The following is a 14801-nucleotide window of genomic DNA, read 5'->3' as shown; positions in this document are numbered from 1 at the left end:
AGAAGCCGCTTTGTAGCGCTAAAATGGATGGTTGTTCCCCACCATTTTTACCAATGGATACCAGCCAATTGTTCAAGCATGCCCAACTCGAATCGGTTAAAGCCTGGGTCGGCGACCCGGCGCATGGCGCCCTGCCCCTGCATGCACGTATCCAGCGGGCCATCCGTCAGTTGATCCTCGAGGGCGCCCTGGGCGTCGGCAAGCCATTGCCCGCCTCCCGCGCGCTGGCGCAATCACTGGGCGTCTCGCGCGACACCGTCGAGGCGGCGTACAGCCAATTGCATGCCGAAGGTTTTATCGAACGCCGCGTGGGCAGTGGCAGCTTCGTGTCCAAGCGCACGCAGCGCGTGCCCAGACGCAGCCCCGCCCGCGCCACCGGGCCGGCGCAGGCACCGCTACGCCTGAGCCAGCGCGGGTCGGCCATGTTCGCAGGCGGCGGCGTACGCGACTTCCTCGCGCCTCGGCCGTTCGCCCCCGGCGTGCCGGAGACCCGCAGTTTTCCACTGCAAACCTGGGAGCGACTGGGGCGGCAGGTGCTCAAGGAGCATGGCACGCAGGCCCTGCTGCACAGCCCGCCACAGGGCATGGAACCCTTGCGGCGGGCCATTGCGGACTACGTCAACCTTGAACGCGGCGGGCGGGCAACACCGGAGCGGGTGCTGGTCCTGACCAGTTCCCAGCAGGCCCTGACTCTGTGCGCCAGCGTGCTGCTCGATGCCGGCGATCACATTTTCATCGAGGACCCCGTGTATCACGGCGCGCGCAAGGCGTTCGACGCCGCCGGCCTGGTGTGCCTGCCGGTGCCACTGGATGCCGATGGCATGCAGGTGGACCAGCTGCGCCACGCCACGCAGCAGGCCAAGGCTGTATTCCTGACCCCCTCGCACCAATTCCCCAGCGGGACCACACTGGCGCTGGACAGGCGCCTGGCCGTCATCGAATGGGCCCGCCAGCAGCAGGCCTGGATCATCGAGGATGACTACGACAGCGAGTTCCACTACGCCGGAAAACCCACGGCCTGCGTGCAGGGGCTCGACCCGTACGAGCGGACCCTGTACATCGGCACCTTCAGCAAATCGCTGTTTCCCGGCTTGCGCATCGGCTACCTGGTCTTGCCGCCCCCGCTGGTCGCGCCCATGACCATCGCGCGCACCCTGCTGGACGGCCACAGTGCGCCGATTGCGCAATTGACCCTGGCGCGCTTCATGGAAGGCGGCCACTTCGGCGCACACGTGCGCGCCATGCGCAGTGTCTATGCCGAGCGGCGCGACGTACTGGCCCGGCTGGTGCACGAGCACCTGAGCGACTTCGTCGAGGCACGGGTGCCCCACGGAGGCATGCAGATGCCCTGCGTCCTGATCGGCGAGATAGCCGAACAGGCAGTTCTTGACGCCGCACGCCGGGAAGGTATCGACCTGCTGGGGCTGACGGGGCTGCATGCGGCCACGCCGTGCGAAGCAGGCTTTCTCATGGGCTTCGCCGCCTACACGCCGGAGGAGCTGGAGATCGCGATCAGAAAGCTGGCCGCCGTGTTTCGTCGGCTGAGTCGTTGATGAGGTTTCGTGCCAGGAGCATGAAAGGGCGGCATCAGATACCAATCAATACGACAACACACCAGGGATGTTGACGTTCCGCTTAGCTCATTGAGCCGGATGGAAATCCATTTCCATATCCGGCCATCGGAGCGAGCCTCTTTGAGGCAATGGCGGACAATCGGCCTTTGCGTTTCATGAGGCGCCTATTGGTGGGCTGAAGTCCACCCTACGCAGGGCCCGGCTTTTGTAGGGTGGGCTTTAGCCCACCAACTCTAATGCCCGAAATTGCCTCGATCCGGCCATCCATGTCGAAACGCCAACAGTCCCTAAGCGACCTCAGTGCGCAGGCCAGTCGAGCGTCAGGCCACTCTCGAACGTGCGCACCTGCCCAGTCAGCGGATCGACAAACGCCAACGCCTGGGCCAGCAGCTTGAGCGGGCGGCTGTAGTCATCCGCCTCGTCGCGCTCGTCACGCAACGCCGGGTAAAAAGTGTCGTTGCAGATACCCGCGCCCAGCGCCGCCATGTGCACCCGCAACTGGTGCTTTTTGCCGGTCACGGGGAACAGGCGGTAGCGCCACCACTCGCCATTGCGCTCGATCACCTCGATGCGCGTCTCGGTATTGGCCTCACCCGGCCCTTCCTGCATGCGGAAAAATGGCTCGCTGGCGACCAGGCGAGTCGCCCGCTGCACAGGGAAATCCAGGTGCGGCAGCGCCGGGGCAATGGCTTCGTAGCGTTTGTCGATCTTCCGCTCGCGAAACAGCGCCTGATAGGCACCACGACTGCTCGGGTTGGCGGAGAACAGCACCAGCCCGGCCGTATGCCGGTCGATGCGATGCAGCGGCACCAGATGCGGATTGCCCAGGCGCCGGGTCAGGCGAGCCTGCAGGGTTTCCTCGACGTATTCACCCGCCGGCATCACCGAGAGGAAGTGCGGCTTGTCCGCCACCACCAGATGCTCGTCGACATGCAGTACCTGTTCGACAAAGGGGATCGGTGTCTCCGCCAGCACTTCTCGGAAGTACTGGATACGCAGGCCCTGGCGATAGCCATGCAGCGGCCCGACAGGCAAACCGTCGGCATCCAGCACGCGGCCACGCGCCATGCGGTCCAGCCAGGTGTCCCGGCTGATGGCCGGAAAATGCGCGCACAGGCACTCCAGCACGGTCGTCCAGGCGCCGGCTGGCAGGTGCAGGGTACTGGGGCGAATGCTGGACATGGGCCACTCATGGAAAGACAAAGGCGGCCATTATTCCGCAGATGGCCGACAAAAAGCGCTACTGGCCGAACGGTACAGTCACACGACCTGACTGTACCTTTCCCCATAAGCGGCCTTGCCGCACCATGCAGCCATTGCGCGGAGAGCATCATCATGAAGACCATCGGCCTGATCGGCGGCATGAGCTGGGAGTCGACCATTCCCTATTACCGGCAGATCAATGAACAGGTAAAAACCCGCCTGGGTGGCCTGCATTCGGCACGCATCATTCTGTTCAGCGTCGACTTCCAGGAAGTGCAGCGCCTGCAACACGCCGACCGCTGGGACGAGGCTGGCGCCCTGCTGGCCGATGCCGCGCACAGGCTGCAAGTGGCTGGCGCCGACCTGCTGGTGCTGTGCACCAACACCATGCACAAGGTGGCGCCAATCATCGAGCAGGCAGTGCGCATCCCGCTATTGCACATTGCCGACCCGACCGCCGCCGCCATCAAGGCCGCCGGCCTCGGCAAGGTTGGCCTGCTGGGCACGCGCTTCACCATGGAGCAGGCGTTCTACCGCGAACGCCTGGAGCAGTTGCATGGCATCGAGGTGCTCATGCCGCCAGCGGCCCAGCGCCAGGAGGTGCATCGGGTGATCTATGAAGAGCTGTGCCTGGGCCAGGTTCGACCGGCATCGCGCCAGGTCTATTGCGCAGTGATCGATGAACTGGTCGCCTGCGGCGCCGACGCCATCATCCTCGGCTGTACCGAGATTGCCTTGCTGGTCAGCCAGCAGGACACCTCTGCGCCGCTGTTCGATACCACCCGATTGCATGCCCAAGCCGCCACGGACTGGGCCCTTGGCGCCAGCTAGCCGGCGACGGGCGCGCCAGCCGCGTACAGCACCACCCGATTGCGCCCCGCCGCCTTGGCGGCATACAAGGCCTTGTCCGCCTCCTCCACCAGGCCCTGGGCGGTCGCCGCACATTGCCCCGGTGAACAGGTCCGCACACCCGCACTGACGCTCAGCGTATTCCAGGGACAACCGGTATGGGGAATCGCCAGCGCCTCGACCGCCGCGCGCACCTGCTCGGCGACCTGCAAGGCACCTTCGGCATCGGTTTCCGGCAACAACAGGCAGAACTCCTCACCGCCATAACGCGCCGCCAGATCAGCCGAACGCTTCTGCCCACTGCGTATCGCTTCCGCGACGGCGCGTAGGCATTCGTCCCCTGCGGAATGGCCATAGATATCGTTGTACTGTTTGAAATAATCGACATCGAACAGAATCAACGACAGCGGCCGCTGGTAACGCGCGGCCCGGGAAAATTCGTCCTCCAACGCACGGGCAAAGCGGCGCCGGTTGGCCAGGCGCGTCAACTCGTCCTCCAGAGCCTGTTTCTCCAGCCGCTGGTTGAAGGCGCGCAGCGCATCACGGGTGGCCAGCAACTCGGCTTCGGTTTTCTGTCCACGCTTGATCAGGTGGATCAGATAGAAACCGAACAGGCCGAGGATCAACGCCAGCAGGAGCACGACAAGGAACTGGGCAATGGCGTCCCGACGCCAGTCCGCCAGGATGTCATCCTTGCCCAGCGCAGCAATCACCACCAGCGGATACCCCTGGATCTGCCGATAGCTGTACAGGCGCAAGGTGCCATCGATGATCGACGGCAGCACGGCGGTGCCGGTCGGGCTTTTCGGCAGCAACTCACTGAAGATCACCCCGCTGGCCAGACTGCTGCCAATGGCGCGTTCCACATACGGGCTGCGCACCACGATAAGCCCGTTATTGAGCGCCAGGGTGATGCTGCCATGGCTGCGGATATCGAAGGAGGCATAGAAACGCTGGAAGTAGTCGATGGAAATCGTCGCCAGTGCTACCCCGGCAAAACCGCCCTGCTCATCCTGCAAACGCCGCGACACGGGGATTACCCACTCGCCCGTGGTGCGGCTGCGTACCGGCAAGCCCACGTGCGGGCCGTAATCGTCAGGATGCTCGCGATGAAAGATGAAGTACTCGCGGTCGGCGTTATTGGCGTCAGCGGGCACCGTACCGAACGAGCTCACCCGCCATTCTCCATTGGGGCCATAGACGAACAACCCATGCAGCTCGGCCAACTCGTGCACATGCCGCTGCAACAAAGGTTGCAGGCGCTGCAGGTGTGCTGGGGTAGCGGCGTCATTCTGCAGCCGCTCGACCATATCGATAAGAATCGTATCAGCCTTCTTCAGGCTATCGGTTGCCTGCCGGGCCAGTGCTGCGGCCAGGTTCGAGGTCTCGACCTCTGCGCCATGCAGCCTTACTTCCCGTGCTTTCCAGATCAGCCAGGCATCGGTGGTCACCAGTGACAGGCACACCAGCACCACGAACATTCGCGCCAATGGCAGGACCGCTGGCTTGAGCAACCAACACCACCATGTGGTCACGCGCTTCCTAGAATCAACCATGCGCCATGGGTACCCGAATCTCATCCTGCGTCGAATATCGCGCCGCCAGACGCAGTAGCCTGGCCATACATAGCGACGTTAGCAGAGATGCAGCTTCACGGCGCACAAAGACGAACGTTTGTCCCGGCTTCGTTGACAAACCCTTCACGGGATAGCCGATACCCTGAATCAAACATTCCATCTGGAGCCACTCATGACATCACTGATTGCCAAACCCTGCACCCTGATTGCGCTGGCACTGCTGTGCGCCATGCCGGCCCTGGCCACTACGCAGGCCAACAACGTTGTCGGCTGGGTCGAGGATGGCCTGATCCAACCCGACGGCATCCCGGTGAAAGTGAAGATGGACACCGGCGCCCTGACTTCATCATTGCATGCCGAGGGCATCGAACGTTTCGAGAAGAATGGCGATAAGTGGGTACGTTTCACCGTCGAGGTCAAGAACAGCAAAACCGGCAAGCGGGTCAGCCAGGTCTTCGAGCGGCAGATCGAACGCAACGTCAAGGTACGCGGCGCTGGCGGTGAGGAACGCCGCCCGGTGGTGGACATGCAGATCTGCATCGGCAACAAGACCTATACCGAGCCGTTCACCCTGAGCGACCGCGGCCTGATGAATTACCCCGTGCTGATCGGCCGCCGAACTCTGGCCCAGCTCGGCCTGGTGGATGTCTCCCGCACCTTCACGACAAAACCGACCTGCAGCAAGGAAACTGCTGCCCGCTGAGCAGCCCTGGAAACAGTTGCAGCGTGCTACGCACACTGATTGGCATGTTCGGTAGGGACGCCGACCCGGCAGATGCATACACTAGGCCCCACTTGGCCCGGCAGATGCATACAACCGGCGCCCTGCCAGCCGGCCAATCAATGAACGGCTGTGCCGCTAGCCATTTTCCAAGAGGTAATCCATGACTGACGCTGCAACCGATACGGCCATCATCATTGGCGCTGGCCATGCTGGCGGCGAACTCGCCACCAGCCTGCGCAACGAGGGCTGGGCCGGACGAATCCTGCTGATCGGTGAAGAAGTGCACCTGCCCTATCACCGCCCGCCCTTGTCCAAGGCATTTCTGGCCAATGCTGGCGCTGCCACAAGCCTGCTGATCAAGCCTCAGGCCGCCTACGACCGGGCCAATGTGGAAATCCTCAGCGGCGTGCGGGTCGAACAGATCGACCGGGCCAGCAAGCGCCTGCTCCTGGCCGATGGTCGCGCGCTGCCCTACAGCAAGCTGGTGATCGCCACCGGGGGACGACCACGGCCACTTGCCGTGCCGCAGGCAACCGCCGCAGAAAGCTGTGACAACTTCCACTATGTGCGCACCCTCGATCATGGCGAACGCATGCGCGCGCAGTTCGAAGCCGGACGTAATCTGGTGGTGATCGGTGGCGGCTACATTGGTCTGGAGGTGGCTGCCTCGGCCGTGCAACAAGGGCTCAAGGTCACCGTGCTGGAAGCCCTGCCTCGCGTACTGCAACGGGTCACGGCCAGCGAGCTGTCCGCCTACTACGAACGCAAGCACCGCGAGGCCGGTGTGGATATTCGCACCGGTGTGCAGGTGGCCGATGTCGAGATCGACCCGGCGACCAATCGCGTCAGTGCCGTACTGTGCAACGATGGCACACGTCTCCCGGCCGACCTGGTCGTGGTCGGAATCGGCCTGCTGCCCAATACCGAACTGGCATCGGCCGCCGGCCTGGACGTCGACAACGGCATTCTGGTCGACGAGTACGCGCAAACCTCGGACCCGGACATCTATGCCGCGGGGGATTGCACCAATCACCCCAATGCCCTGCTCGGTTACCGCCTGCGTCTGGAGTCGGTGCCCAACGCCCTGGAACAATCGCGTGTAGCAGCAGCCGCCATCAATGGCAAGCCCAAGGCCTATGCCTCGGTGCCCTGGTTCTGGTCCGACCAGTACGAGCTGAAGCTGAAGATGGTTGGCCTGTCGCAAGGTTACGAACAACTGGTGCTGCGCGGCACGCCAGAGAGCGACAGTTTTTCCGCCTTTTATCTCAAGGGCGGCAAAGTCATCGCAGCCGACACGGTCAATCGCCCGCAGGACTTCATCGCTGCCAAGCGCCTGGTCGCCGAAGGCCTGATCATCACACCCGAGCAATTGGCCGACGACAGTATCGCCCTCAAGGAATTGCTGCCTGCCGCCTGACAGGGTCACGGTCATGAAGCCAAGACAAGGACGTCGCGGCACATAGATGTTTCATGCACTGTGACGGTGCACAGCACATTCTATGTGAACGATATGAGAACAGCCTTTGTCATAGCCGTTAACACGCCCGCGAAACCGAGTGGCTAATATCTGGCAATGACCTTGCTGCACGATATAATCCCTCGTATCGCGGCACAGCCCGCGAGTATCCGTCCTCACCCCTACTGGGAGCAGGCGGATTTATGGATAAATCAGGTACTCACGTGACGAAAGACGAACTGCGCGCAGAACTAGAGCGCCAGGCGCAACGTTACAAGGATGTATACGGCGGAGAAGTTGTAACCTACGCCGCTCAACCGGACCCCGAGCGCAAGCCCTGGCGAAAACGCCCAAGCCTTATCGATCAGGCATTCCAGCAGGAATTGCAGAAGATCGAGCAAAGCCGCGAAACAGATTGAAGACAACTGACCGCCACTGGCATTGCGTCTAGACTGCCGAGACGGGGTGTTATCTGGCATAATCGCCGCCCCTTCATGAGTCGGTCACCTAACCTTCATGTTCGAATTATTCAGCGGGCTTGATGCCTGGCTGGCGCTGAGCCTGGTGCTCGCCCTGGCATTCGTGCTCTCCTTCGAATTCATCAATGGCTTCCACGATACGGCCAATGCGGTGGCGACGGTGATTTACACCAAAGCCATGCCAGCGCATCTGGCCGTCATTCTGTCCGGCATATTCAACTTCCTCGGCGTGCTCCTGGGCGGCGTCGGCGTGGCCTATGCCATCGTGCACCTGTTGCCCGTCGAGCTGCTGATCAATGTGAACACGGCCCACGGCCTGATCATGGTTTTCTCGCTGCTCGCCGCAGCGATCACCTGGAATCTGGGCACCTGGTATTTCGGCATTCCGGCCTCCAGCTCGCACACCCTGATCGGCTCCATCCTGGGTGTCGGCCTGGCCAATGCATTGCTGACCAATGTCGACCTGAGCGACGGCGTCAATTGGCAGAAGGCCATTGATATCGGCATTTCCCTGCTGCTTTCGCCGATTGCCGGCTTCGTCGTCGCCGCCCTGATTTTGCTGGCGCTCAAGCGCTGGCGACCCGCATCGAAGATGCACAGCACCGCGGAAAGCCGCAAGGAAATCAAAGGCAAGAAGCACCCCCCCTTCTGGAACCGCCTGGTTCTGGTGCTTTCGGCCATGGCTGTGAGCTTCGTGCACGGCTCCAATGATGGGCAGAAAGGTATTGGCCTGATCATGCTGGTCCTGATCGGCATCGTGCCCGCCAAGTTCGTGCTGGACCTGAACAGCACCACCTACCAGATCGACCGTACCCGTGATGCCGCCATTCACCTCAACGACTTCTATCAGCGCAATGCACCCACGCTGACCGAATACCTGGCCCTCGGCAAACCTGGCAACACCGAACTGCCCAAGCAGTTCCGCTGCGATCCGCAACTTACCGAACCGACCATTACCGCCCTGCTCAGCACGCTGGAAGGCGTGAAGGACTATCGTGCGCTGAGCGAGACCCAACGCATCGATGCCCGCCGCTACCTACTGTGCCTGGACGACTCGGCGAAGAAGGTCAGCAAACTGCAAGACCTGCCAGCACGTGAAAGGGCCGACCTCGACAAGCTGCGCAAAGACCTGACCGCCACCACCGAGTACTCGCCATTCTGGGTGATCCTCGCCGTTGCACTGGCGCTGGGTATCGGCACCATGGTGGGCTGGAAACGCGTGGTCCTGACCGTTGGCGAGAAGATCGGCAAGCAGGGCATGACCTACGCACAGGGCATGAGTGCGCAGATCACCGCAGCCTGCGCCATTGGCATGGCCAACGTCTTCAGCCTGCCAGTCTCCACCACGCACGTCCTGTCATCTGGCGTGGCCGGCACCATGGTCGCCAACAGAACCGGCCTGCAAAGCAGCACCGTAACCAACATCCTGCTGGCCTGGGTGCTCACGTTGCCGGCGTCCATGGGCCTGGCTGCTGGCCTGTTCTGCCTGGCATCGTTCCTGTTCGGCTGATTGCTCAGCTCAAGAAAAAGGCGCCTCACGGCGCCTTTTTTATTTCAACTCACGCACTAGCGGCGCTTGCTACCACCCAGTAGCGACCCTAGCAGCCCGCGCACGATCTGGTTGGTCGCCTGACGCACGAAGGTCTTCATTGCCTGGTTGGCAAGATTGCCAATCACCGCACCAGCAGCATCACCCAATCCCGGCTCAGGCTTGACTGCCTTACCCTTGGGCGGGGCCGGCACGGTGGCGGGCGTTGCGGATGCCCGTTCCATGAGAATCTCGTAGGCCGACTCCCGGTCTATGGGCTTGTCATACCGGCCAGCTTGAGGCGACGTGCGTATCAGCTCGGCGCGCTCGGCATCATTCAGCGGGCCGATGCGTGATTGCGGCGGGGCGATCGCTACTCGCTGCACCATCGCTGGCGTGCCCTTCTCCTCCAGGGTGCCGACCAGGGCCTCGCCGATTCCCAGCTCGGTAAGCACCGACAGGCAATCGAATGCCGGATTGGGACGGAAACCATTGGCCACGGCACGCAGAGCCTTCTGTTCCTTGGTAGTGAAAGCACGCAGACCGTGTTGAATACGCAAGCCCAACTGGGCCAATACGTCATCTGGCAAATCGCTCGGTGACTGGGTCACAAAATACACCCCGACGCCTTTCGAACGGATCAACCGCACCACCTGCTCCAGACGTGCCTGCAAGGCTTTCGGCGTATCGGCAAACAGCAGATGAGCCTCATCGAAGAACAGTGCCAGCACCGGTTTGTCCGCATCGCCACGCTCAGGTAGCTGCTCGAACAACTCGGCCAACAGCCAGAGCAGGAAGGTCGCATACACCTTGGGCGACTCATGCACCAGGCGACTGGCGTCGAGCAGGTGAATACGTCCGCGGCCATCGGCATTCGGACGCAGGATGTCCTCCAACTGCAGGGCGGGCTCGCCAAACAGCTCCTCGGCGCCCTGCTGCTCCAGGGTGGCCAGACGTCGCAACAGGGCCTGGGCAGATGCGCCGGCGAACAATGCGCGATCCTCACCCAACAGCTCCGGGTGATCCTTGAGGTGATTGAGCAGCGCCTTGAGATCCTTCATGTCGAGCAGCAGCAGGCCTTCTCGATCTGCCACCTGGAAGGCGGCATACTGCGCGGCCTGCTGGCTATCGGTCAGTGCCAGCAGGTTGCCCAGCAGCAGCGGCCCCATTTCACTGAGCGTGGTACGCAGGGGATGCCCACTCTTGCCGGCAATGTCCCACAGCGTGACCGGGTATGCCTGCGGATGATGATTCAGCCAGGGCATGCCGGCGATGCGTTCGGCCACCTTGCCCTGCGGATTACCGACGGCGCCCAGGCCACACAGATCCCCCTTCACGTCGGCGGCAAAAACCGCCACGCCCGCATCGCTGAACAACTCGGCCAGATGCTGCAAGGTCACAGTCTTGCCAGTCCCCGTGGCGCCCGCAATCAGTCCATGGCGATTGGTCAGGCGCAATGCCTGGGCGATGGGCTGAGCCTGCGAGTCAGCCCCGAGAATGAACGTATCAGTTGCCGGCATCTTGCCTTCCTTCTGTCTAAGCCCTGATTGCAGAGCCACAGCCCAGCTCTGCTGACCAAGACTGCTGCCAGAATCGCCAAGGCGCAAGTGACCCTAGTCGGGAATCTCAAACTCAAGAGCCTGATTCAGGCTGATAGCGGAAATTCGGCTACAGGACTGACAAGGCATGATCTTGCCCACCAGCAAGCACTTCGCTGCCAGCAAGTACTGTTAAGAGCCCAATAAAGCAAATGCAGGAACGAGTGCATTACACAGGGCGCGCCATGCGCACCACCAAACGACAGTAACGGCCTCATAAAGCGCCTCGGCGTAATCCTTACTTACGCGGAGGTTTCTCCGGAGCCTTGACCTCATCCTGCTGTACGCGTTCCCAGAGCTCGGCAGCTCCCGGAAACTCGGTACCATCCTCATCCGTCAGCGCTTCCGGGTCGTAGCGCTGAACACAACCTTCACCCACCGTAGCAGGTGGAGTGGCCGTGCCTGGTCGACGTGGATCAGTCATGGGTTACCTCACTAAGGTTCTGCACGAGAAGTGCCTACGCTCGGTGATATGGCGTTAAAACAGGCTCAGCAAGCCGCTGCGGCTAACGCCCTTCAGTGCGGTCCAAAGGGCGTCATGCTCATTTACAGCACGTAAACGCTGCTTCTTCGCCTGTGTTTGCCTTGCCTGACCTTCGCTCGCCGACTTTTCGTACAGAACCTAGCGCCGCAGGAGCGCGCAGATCAGTCGAATACCACCGTCTTGTTATCGTGGATCAGCACCCGGTCTTCCAGGTGGAAGCGCAGACCACGAGCCAACACCATCTTCTCCACGTCCTTGCCCAGACGCACCATCGTCTCGATGCTGTCGCGGTGACTGACGCGTACTACATCCTGTTCGATGATCGGGCCGGCATCGAGTTCCTGCGTCACATAGTGACAGGTTGCCCCAATCAGCTTCACACCACGCAAGGAGGCTTGGTGATAAGGCTTGGCGCCCACGAAGGACGGCAGGAAGCTATGGTGGATATTGATTACCCGGCCCATGAAGTCTTCACACAACTGCGGGGGCAGGATTTGCATGTAACGCGCCAGCACCACCGCATCGGCCTCATGTTCACTGACCAGACGCGCCACTTCGGCAAAGGCCGGGGCCTTGTCCTGCGGATCGACCGGAACATGATGGAAAGCAATGCCATGCCACTCGACCATGCTACGCAGGTCGTTGTGGTTGGAAATCACGCAAGGGATCTCGCAATCCAGTTCACCGCTGTGCCAACGGTGCAGCAGATCGGCCAGGCAGTGCGATTCACGACTGGCCATCAGCACCACACGCTTCTTCTGCTCCGAGTCGGTCACTCGCCATTCCATGGAGAACTCACGGGCGATGGGGCCGAATGCCTGACGGAACCCATCCAGATCGAAAGGCAGGGAATCCGCGCGAATCTCATGGCGCATGAAGAACCAGCCACTGTGGTTGTCCGAGTGATGACTGGCTTCGGTGATCCAACCGTTGTAGGTGGCGAGGAAATTACTGACTTTGGCAACGATGCCAACGCGGTCCGGGCAGGCGATGACCAGACGAAAAGTGCGCATGCTGAAAACTCCGGAAACTTCGCAGGGCGGCCATTCTAGCCAGAGAGCGGGAAAAGTTCAGCACTAAAGCGCTCGAACAGCGCGAGGGGAGCGCATGCACCTTGAAGTGAGAAGTTGCTCTTTTTATAAGGATATAGCCGTGACCCGCACAGGGGAGGCCATTTAACCCGCACAGTATTGCGAATAGATGAATTGTGTTTTCCACACTAAATACATTTACAGATAATGCCGACAAAACTTTTCAAACATGTTTACTTGTGCCAAGTGCCTGACTACTATTACCAACACTTGCCCACACATCCATCTATTCATCAAGGTATAGCTCATGTCCCTGATCAACGAATACCGCGCTACAGAAGAAGCCATCAAAGAACTTCAAGAGCGCCTGAAAAATCTGTCGCAAGATGACAAGCTGAAAAAAGAACTGGAATTCGAAGGCAAACTGCGCACCCTGATGGGCGAATACCAGAAGTCCCTGCGTGACATCATTGCCCTGCTTGACCCTGAAGCCAAATCCAAAACCGTTCGTACTACCAAGGCAACTACCGGTAGCAAGCGCGCGCGCAAGGTCAAGCAATACAAGAACCCGAACACCGGTGAAGTGATTGAAACCAAAGGCGGCAACCACAAAACGCTGAAAGAGTGGAAAGCCAAATGGGGCGCTGACACCGTTGAGAGCTGGGCGACCCTGCTCGGTTAATCGGTGGCAGTAAAATAAAAGCCGGCACTCGCCGGCTTTTTATTGTCTTGTATTTGATCTTATGGCGTTACAACGAATAGGTAGCCCGCGCCCGAGCAACATACTCCTGCCAAGCCTGTAAAACACCGCGCCCCGCTGCATCGGCCTGCGCCAACTCGGCCTCCAGTGCCTGCTCGAAAGCCTGCACCGTATTAGGTGCCCCCAGCCCTGCATTACTCAAGCGCTCCTGACAGAATGCATGCCAGCGCGCCTGCTCTTCAGGTTGCAATGATTCAGCGAAATTGCGAGCACGGTAGCGAAAGAGCAATTCCGGCAAGCGTTCATCGGCGAACATCCAGTTTCCCCGCGCCAACTCGGCGGGACTCGACTGCCTCACCTGCTCACATAAACGCCTATCCCGATCACCAATAAAGCCGGCATAAAGTTGCTGTTCAGGGTCTGCCTGCTCATCGAAATCATCCTCACCGTATAGCGCAGCCAACTTGTCTTGCCAGGCCGACCTGGTTTCGCGCAACAACTCGGCACGGTCACGCGCCTCGTCCATATTCAACTGCAAACGTTCAATATCCTGAACACGCAAGACCGAAAGTGGCGCCAATACCGGGCAGCGATTGATGTGCAGCAACTTGAGCGGCACTGGCAACTCCCCTTCTGCCAGTTGCTCGCGACGCCGGTAAAGTCGCTCACGCAACGCAACCGCATCCAACTGCAATAGCGGCTCAGGATCAGCGTGCAAGTCACAAACGATCAACGCATTGCGATTACGCGGGTGCCAGGCCAGGGGCAATACCTGAGCCAGATAATGGCGGCTGCCAGCGAATCGCCCGGATACATGCACCAGCGGCTGCAGCAGCCGAATCTGATCCATCACCTTGTGCTTGCTACGCAACTGGAAGAGGTACTCATATAGCTTGGGCTGTCGATCACGCACCAGTCGCGCCAATGCAATGGTGGCACGCACATCGGACAGCGCATCGTGTGCCTGCCCATGCTCGATCCCATTGGCTGCCGTCAGACGCTCCAACTTGAGGGAGACTCGCCCTTCTTCGTCACGTGGCCATTCGATACCTTCGGGACGCAACGCATAAGCGGTGCGCACCAGATCGATAAGATCCCAACGGCTATTCCCCCCTTGCCACTCCCGGGCATACGGGTCAAAGAAATTACGGTAGAGGCTGTAGCGAGTAACCTCGTCATCGAAGCGCAGGCTGTTGTAGCCCGCACCGCAGGTTCCCGGTTGCGACAGCTCTGCATGCACTCGCGTCATGAACTCGGCTTCACACAGGCCTTTTTCGGCAAGTATCTGCGGTGTAATACCGGTAATCCGGCAGGCAGCCGGATGCGGCAGGATGTCATCGCTCAGTTGACAATAGATGTTCAGTGGCTCGCCAATCTCGTTGAGCTGCTCATCGGTGCGAATACCGGCAACCTGCAGCGGCCGATCGCAGCGTGGATTGATGCCAGTGGTTTCGTAGTCGTACCAGAAAATGCTTGGGCTCACGGCGCAGTCCTGAAATGAAGGCTGCCGCAGTTTAGCAGGCTGGAAAAACACACTGCCCCGACACACGCAAGCATTCGCTCCCAAGACGTCAACCCAGGTCATCCCACTGCGTGAA

13 protein-coding genes are annotated in these 14801 nt (G+C 60.7%); 7 read left to right on the top strand and 6 right to left on the bottom strand.

Going from position 1 to position 14801, the window contains the following annotated elements; all coding sequences use genetic code 11:
• Positions 1 to 68: 68 nt before the first annotated feature.
• The gene (gene pdxR / locus ACWPW0_RS05830) at positions 69 to 1553 is read left to right on the top strand and encodes a MocR-like pyridoxine biosynthesis transcription factor PdxR (protein ID WP_454254711.1); all 1485 of its coding nucleotides are present in this window, start codon (positions 69 to 71) and stop codon (positions 1551 to 1553) included.
• A gap of 318 nt (positions 1554 to 1871) precedes the next feature.
• Here pdxR and ACWPW0_RS05825 read toward each other — a convergent pair whose 3' ends face one another.
• Positions 1872 to 2756, bottom strand: a complete 885-nt coding sequence (locus tag ACWPW0_RS05825; RefSeq protein WP_454254710.1) for a pseudouridine synthase — start codon at positions 2754 to 2756, stop codon at positions 1872 to 1874.
• Between the two features lie 153 nt (positions 2757 to 2909).
• Here ACWPW0_RS05825 and ACWPW0_RS05820 point away from each other — a divergent pair, with 153 nt between their 5' ends.
• Positions 2910 to 3608, top strand: a complete 699-nt coding sequence (locus ACWPW0_RS05820) for an aspartate/glutamate racemase family protein (RefSeq protein WP_454254709.1) — start codon at positions 2910 to 2912, stop codon at positions 3606 to 3608.
• On the opposite strand, the gene ACWPW0_RS05815 is transcribed toward ACWPW0_RS05820, so the two are convergent.
• Positions 3605 to 5161 carry a sensor domain-containing diguanylate cyclase gene (locus ACWPW0_RS05815; RefSeq protein WP_454254708.1) on the bottom strand — a complete coding sequence of 519 codons (1557 nt, stop codon included), beginning with the start codon at positions 5159 to 5161 and terminating at the stop codon, positions 3605 to 3607. The genes ACWPW0_RS05820 and ACWPW0_RS05815 overlap by 4 nt on opposite strands.
• A 214-nt stretch (positions 5162 to 5375) precedes the next feature.
• Between ACWPW0_RS05815 and rloA3 the strand changes: the two genes are divergently transcribed.
• The 4 genes from rloA3 to ACWPW0_RS05795 all read left to right on the top strand — a co-directional run bounded on the left by rloA3 (position 5376) and on the right by ACWPW0_RS05795 (position 9372).
• Positions 5376 to 5906 carry a retropepsin-like aspartic peptidase RloA3 gene (gene rloA3 / locus ACWPW0_RS05810; RefSeq protein ID WP_454254707.1) on the top strand — a complete coding sequence of 177 codons (531 nt, stop codon included), beginning with the start codon at positions 5376 to 5378 and terminating at the stop codon, positions 5904 to 5906.
• A gap of 181 nt (positions 5907 to 6087) precedes the next feature.
• Positions 6088 to 7344 (top strand): NAD(P)/FAD-dependent oxidoreductase, encoded by a 1257-nt coding sequence (locus ACWPW0_RS05805; protein ID WP_454254706.1) that lies wholly within the window; start codon positions 6088 to 6090, stop codon positions 7342 to 7344.
• Positions 7345 to 7607: 263 nt separating this feature from the next.
• On the top strand, positions 7608 to 7802 hold the full coding sequence (locus ACWPW0_RS05800; RefSeq protein ID WP_447595556.1) for a hypothetical protein: 195 nt from the start codon (positions 7608 to 7610) through the stop codon (positions 7800 to 7802).
• 97 nt (positions 7803 to 7899) lie between these two features.
• Positions 7900 to 9372, top strand: a complete 1473-nt coding sequence (locus ACWPW0_RS05795) for an inorganic phosphate transporter (protein ID WP_447589849.1) — start codon at positions 7900 to 7902, stop codon at positions 9370 to 9372.
• A 56-nt stretch (positions 9373 to 9428) separates the two neighbouring features.
• Here ACWPW0_RS05795 and ACWPW0_RS05790 read toward each other — a convergent pair whose 3' ends face one another.
• The 3 genes from ACWPW0_RS05790 to purU form a co-directional block, all read right to left on the bottom strand.
• Positions 9429 to 10910: a helicase HerA-like domain-containing protein gene (locus ACWPW0_RS05790; protein WP_454254705.1), complete on the bottom strand. Its 1482-nt coding sequence runs from the start codon at positions 10908 to 10910 to the stop codon at positions 9429 to 9431.
• Positions 10911 to 11226: 316 nt separating this feature from the next.
• Positions 11227 to 11412 (bottom strand): hypothetical protein, encoded by a 186-nt coding sequence (locus ACWPW0_RS05785; protein ID WP_454254704.1) that lies wholly within the window; start codon positions 11410 to 11412, stop codon positions 11227 to 11229.
• A 221-nt stretch (positions 11413 to 11633) separates the two neighbouring features.
• Positions 11634 to 12485: a formyltetrahydrofolate deformylase gene (gene purU, locus ACWPW0_RS05780; protein WP_447589843.1), complete on the bottom strand. Its 852-nt coding sequence runs from the start codon at positions 12483 to 12485 to the stop codon at positions 11634 to 11636.
• 325 nt (positions 12486 to 12810) lie between these two features.
• Between purU and mvaT the strand changes: the two genes are divergently transcribed.
• On the top strand, positions 12811 to 13185 hold the full coding sequence (gene mvaT / locus ACWPW0_RS05775; protein WP_447589841.1) for a histone-like nucleoid-structuring protein MvaT: 375 nt from the start codon (positions 12811 to 12813) through the stop codon (positions 13183 to 13185).
• Between the two features lie 67 nt (positions 13186 to 13252).
• Here mvaT and sbcB read toward each other — a convergent pair whose 3' ends face one another.
• Complete coding sequence (gene sbcB, locus ACWPW0_RS05770) at positions 13253 to 14686, bottom strand: exodeoxyribonuclease I (protein ID WP_454254703.1); 1434 nt, start codon at positions 14684 to 14686, stop codon at positions 13253 to 13255.
• Positions 14687 to 14801: the final 115 nt, after the last annotated feature.

This window comes from Pseudomonas sp. Marseille-Q8238, assembly GCF_965111915.1.
The sequence above is the reverse complement of the archived record's forward strand: the minus strand, read 5'-3'. Positions and strand labels throughout refer to the sequence as shown.

Bases quoted from the DNA above. Each gene is read 5' to 3' on its own strand.
- ACWPW0_RS05825 (WP_454254710.1), bottom strand. From the start codon at position 2,756: ATGTCCAGCATTCGCCCCAGTACCCTGCACCTGCCAGCCGGCGCCTGG.
- ACWPW0_RS05820 (WP_454254709.1), top strand. From the start codon at position 2,910: ATGAAGACCATCGGCCTGATCGGCGGCATGAGCTGGGAGTCGACCATT.
- rloA3 (WP_454254707.1), top strand. From the start codon at position 5,376: ATGACATCACTGATTGCCAAACCCTGCACCCTGATTGCGCTGGCACTG.
- ACWPW0_RS05805 (WP_454254706.1), top strand. From the start codon at position 6,088: ATGACTGACGCTGCAACCGATACGGCCATCATCATTGGCGCTGGCCAT.
- ACWPW0_RS05795 (WP_447589849.1), top strand. From the start codon at position 7,900: ATGTTCGAATTATTCAGCGGGCTTGATGCCTGGCTGGCGCTGAGCCTG.
- ACWPW0_RS05790 (WP_454254705.1), bottom strand. From the start codon at position 10,910: ATGCCGGCAACTGATACGTTCATTCTCGGGGCTGACTCGCAGGCTCAG.
- ACWPW0_RS05785 (WP_454254704.1), bottom strand. From the start codon at position 11,412: ATGACTGATCCACGTCGACCAGGCACGGCCACTCCACCTGCTACGGTG.
- purU (WP_447589843.1), bottom strand. From the start codon at position 12,485: ATGCGCACTTTTCGTCTGGTCATCGCCTGCCCGGACCGCGTTGGCATC.
- mvaT (WP_447589841.1), top strand. From the start codon at position 12,811: ATGTCCCTGATCAACGAATACCGCGCTACAGAAGAAGCCATCAAAGAA.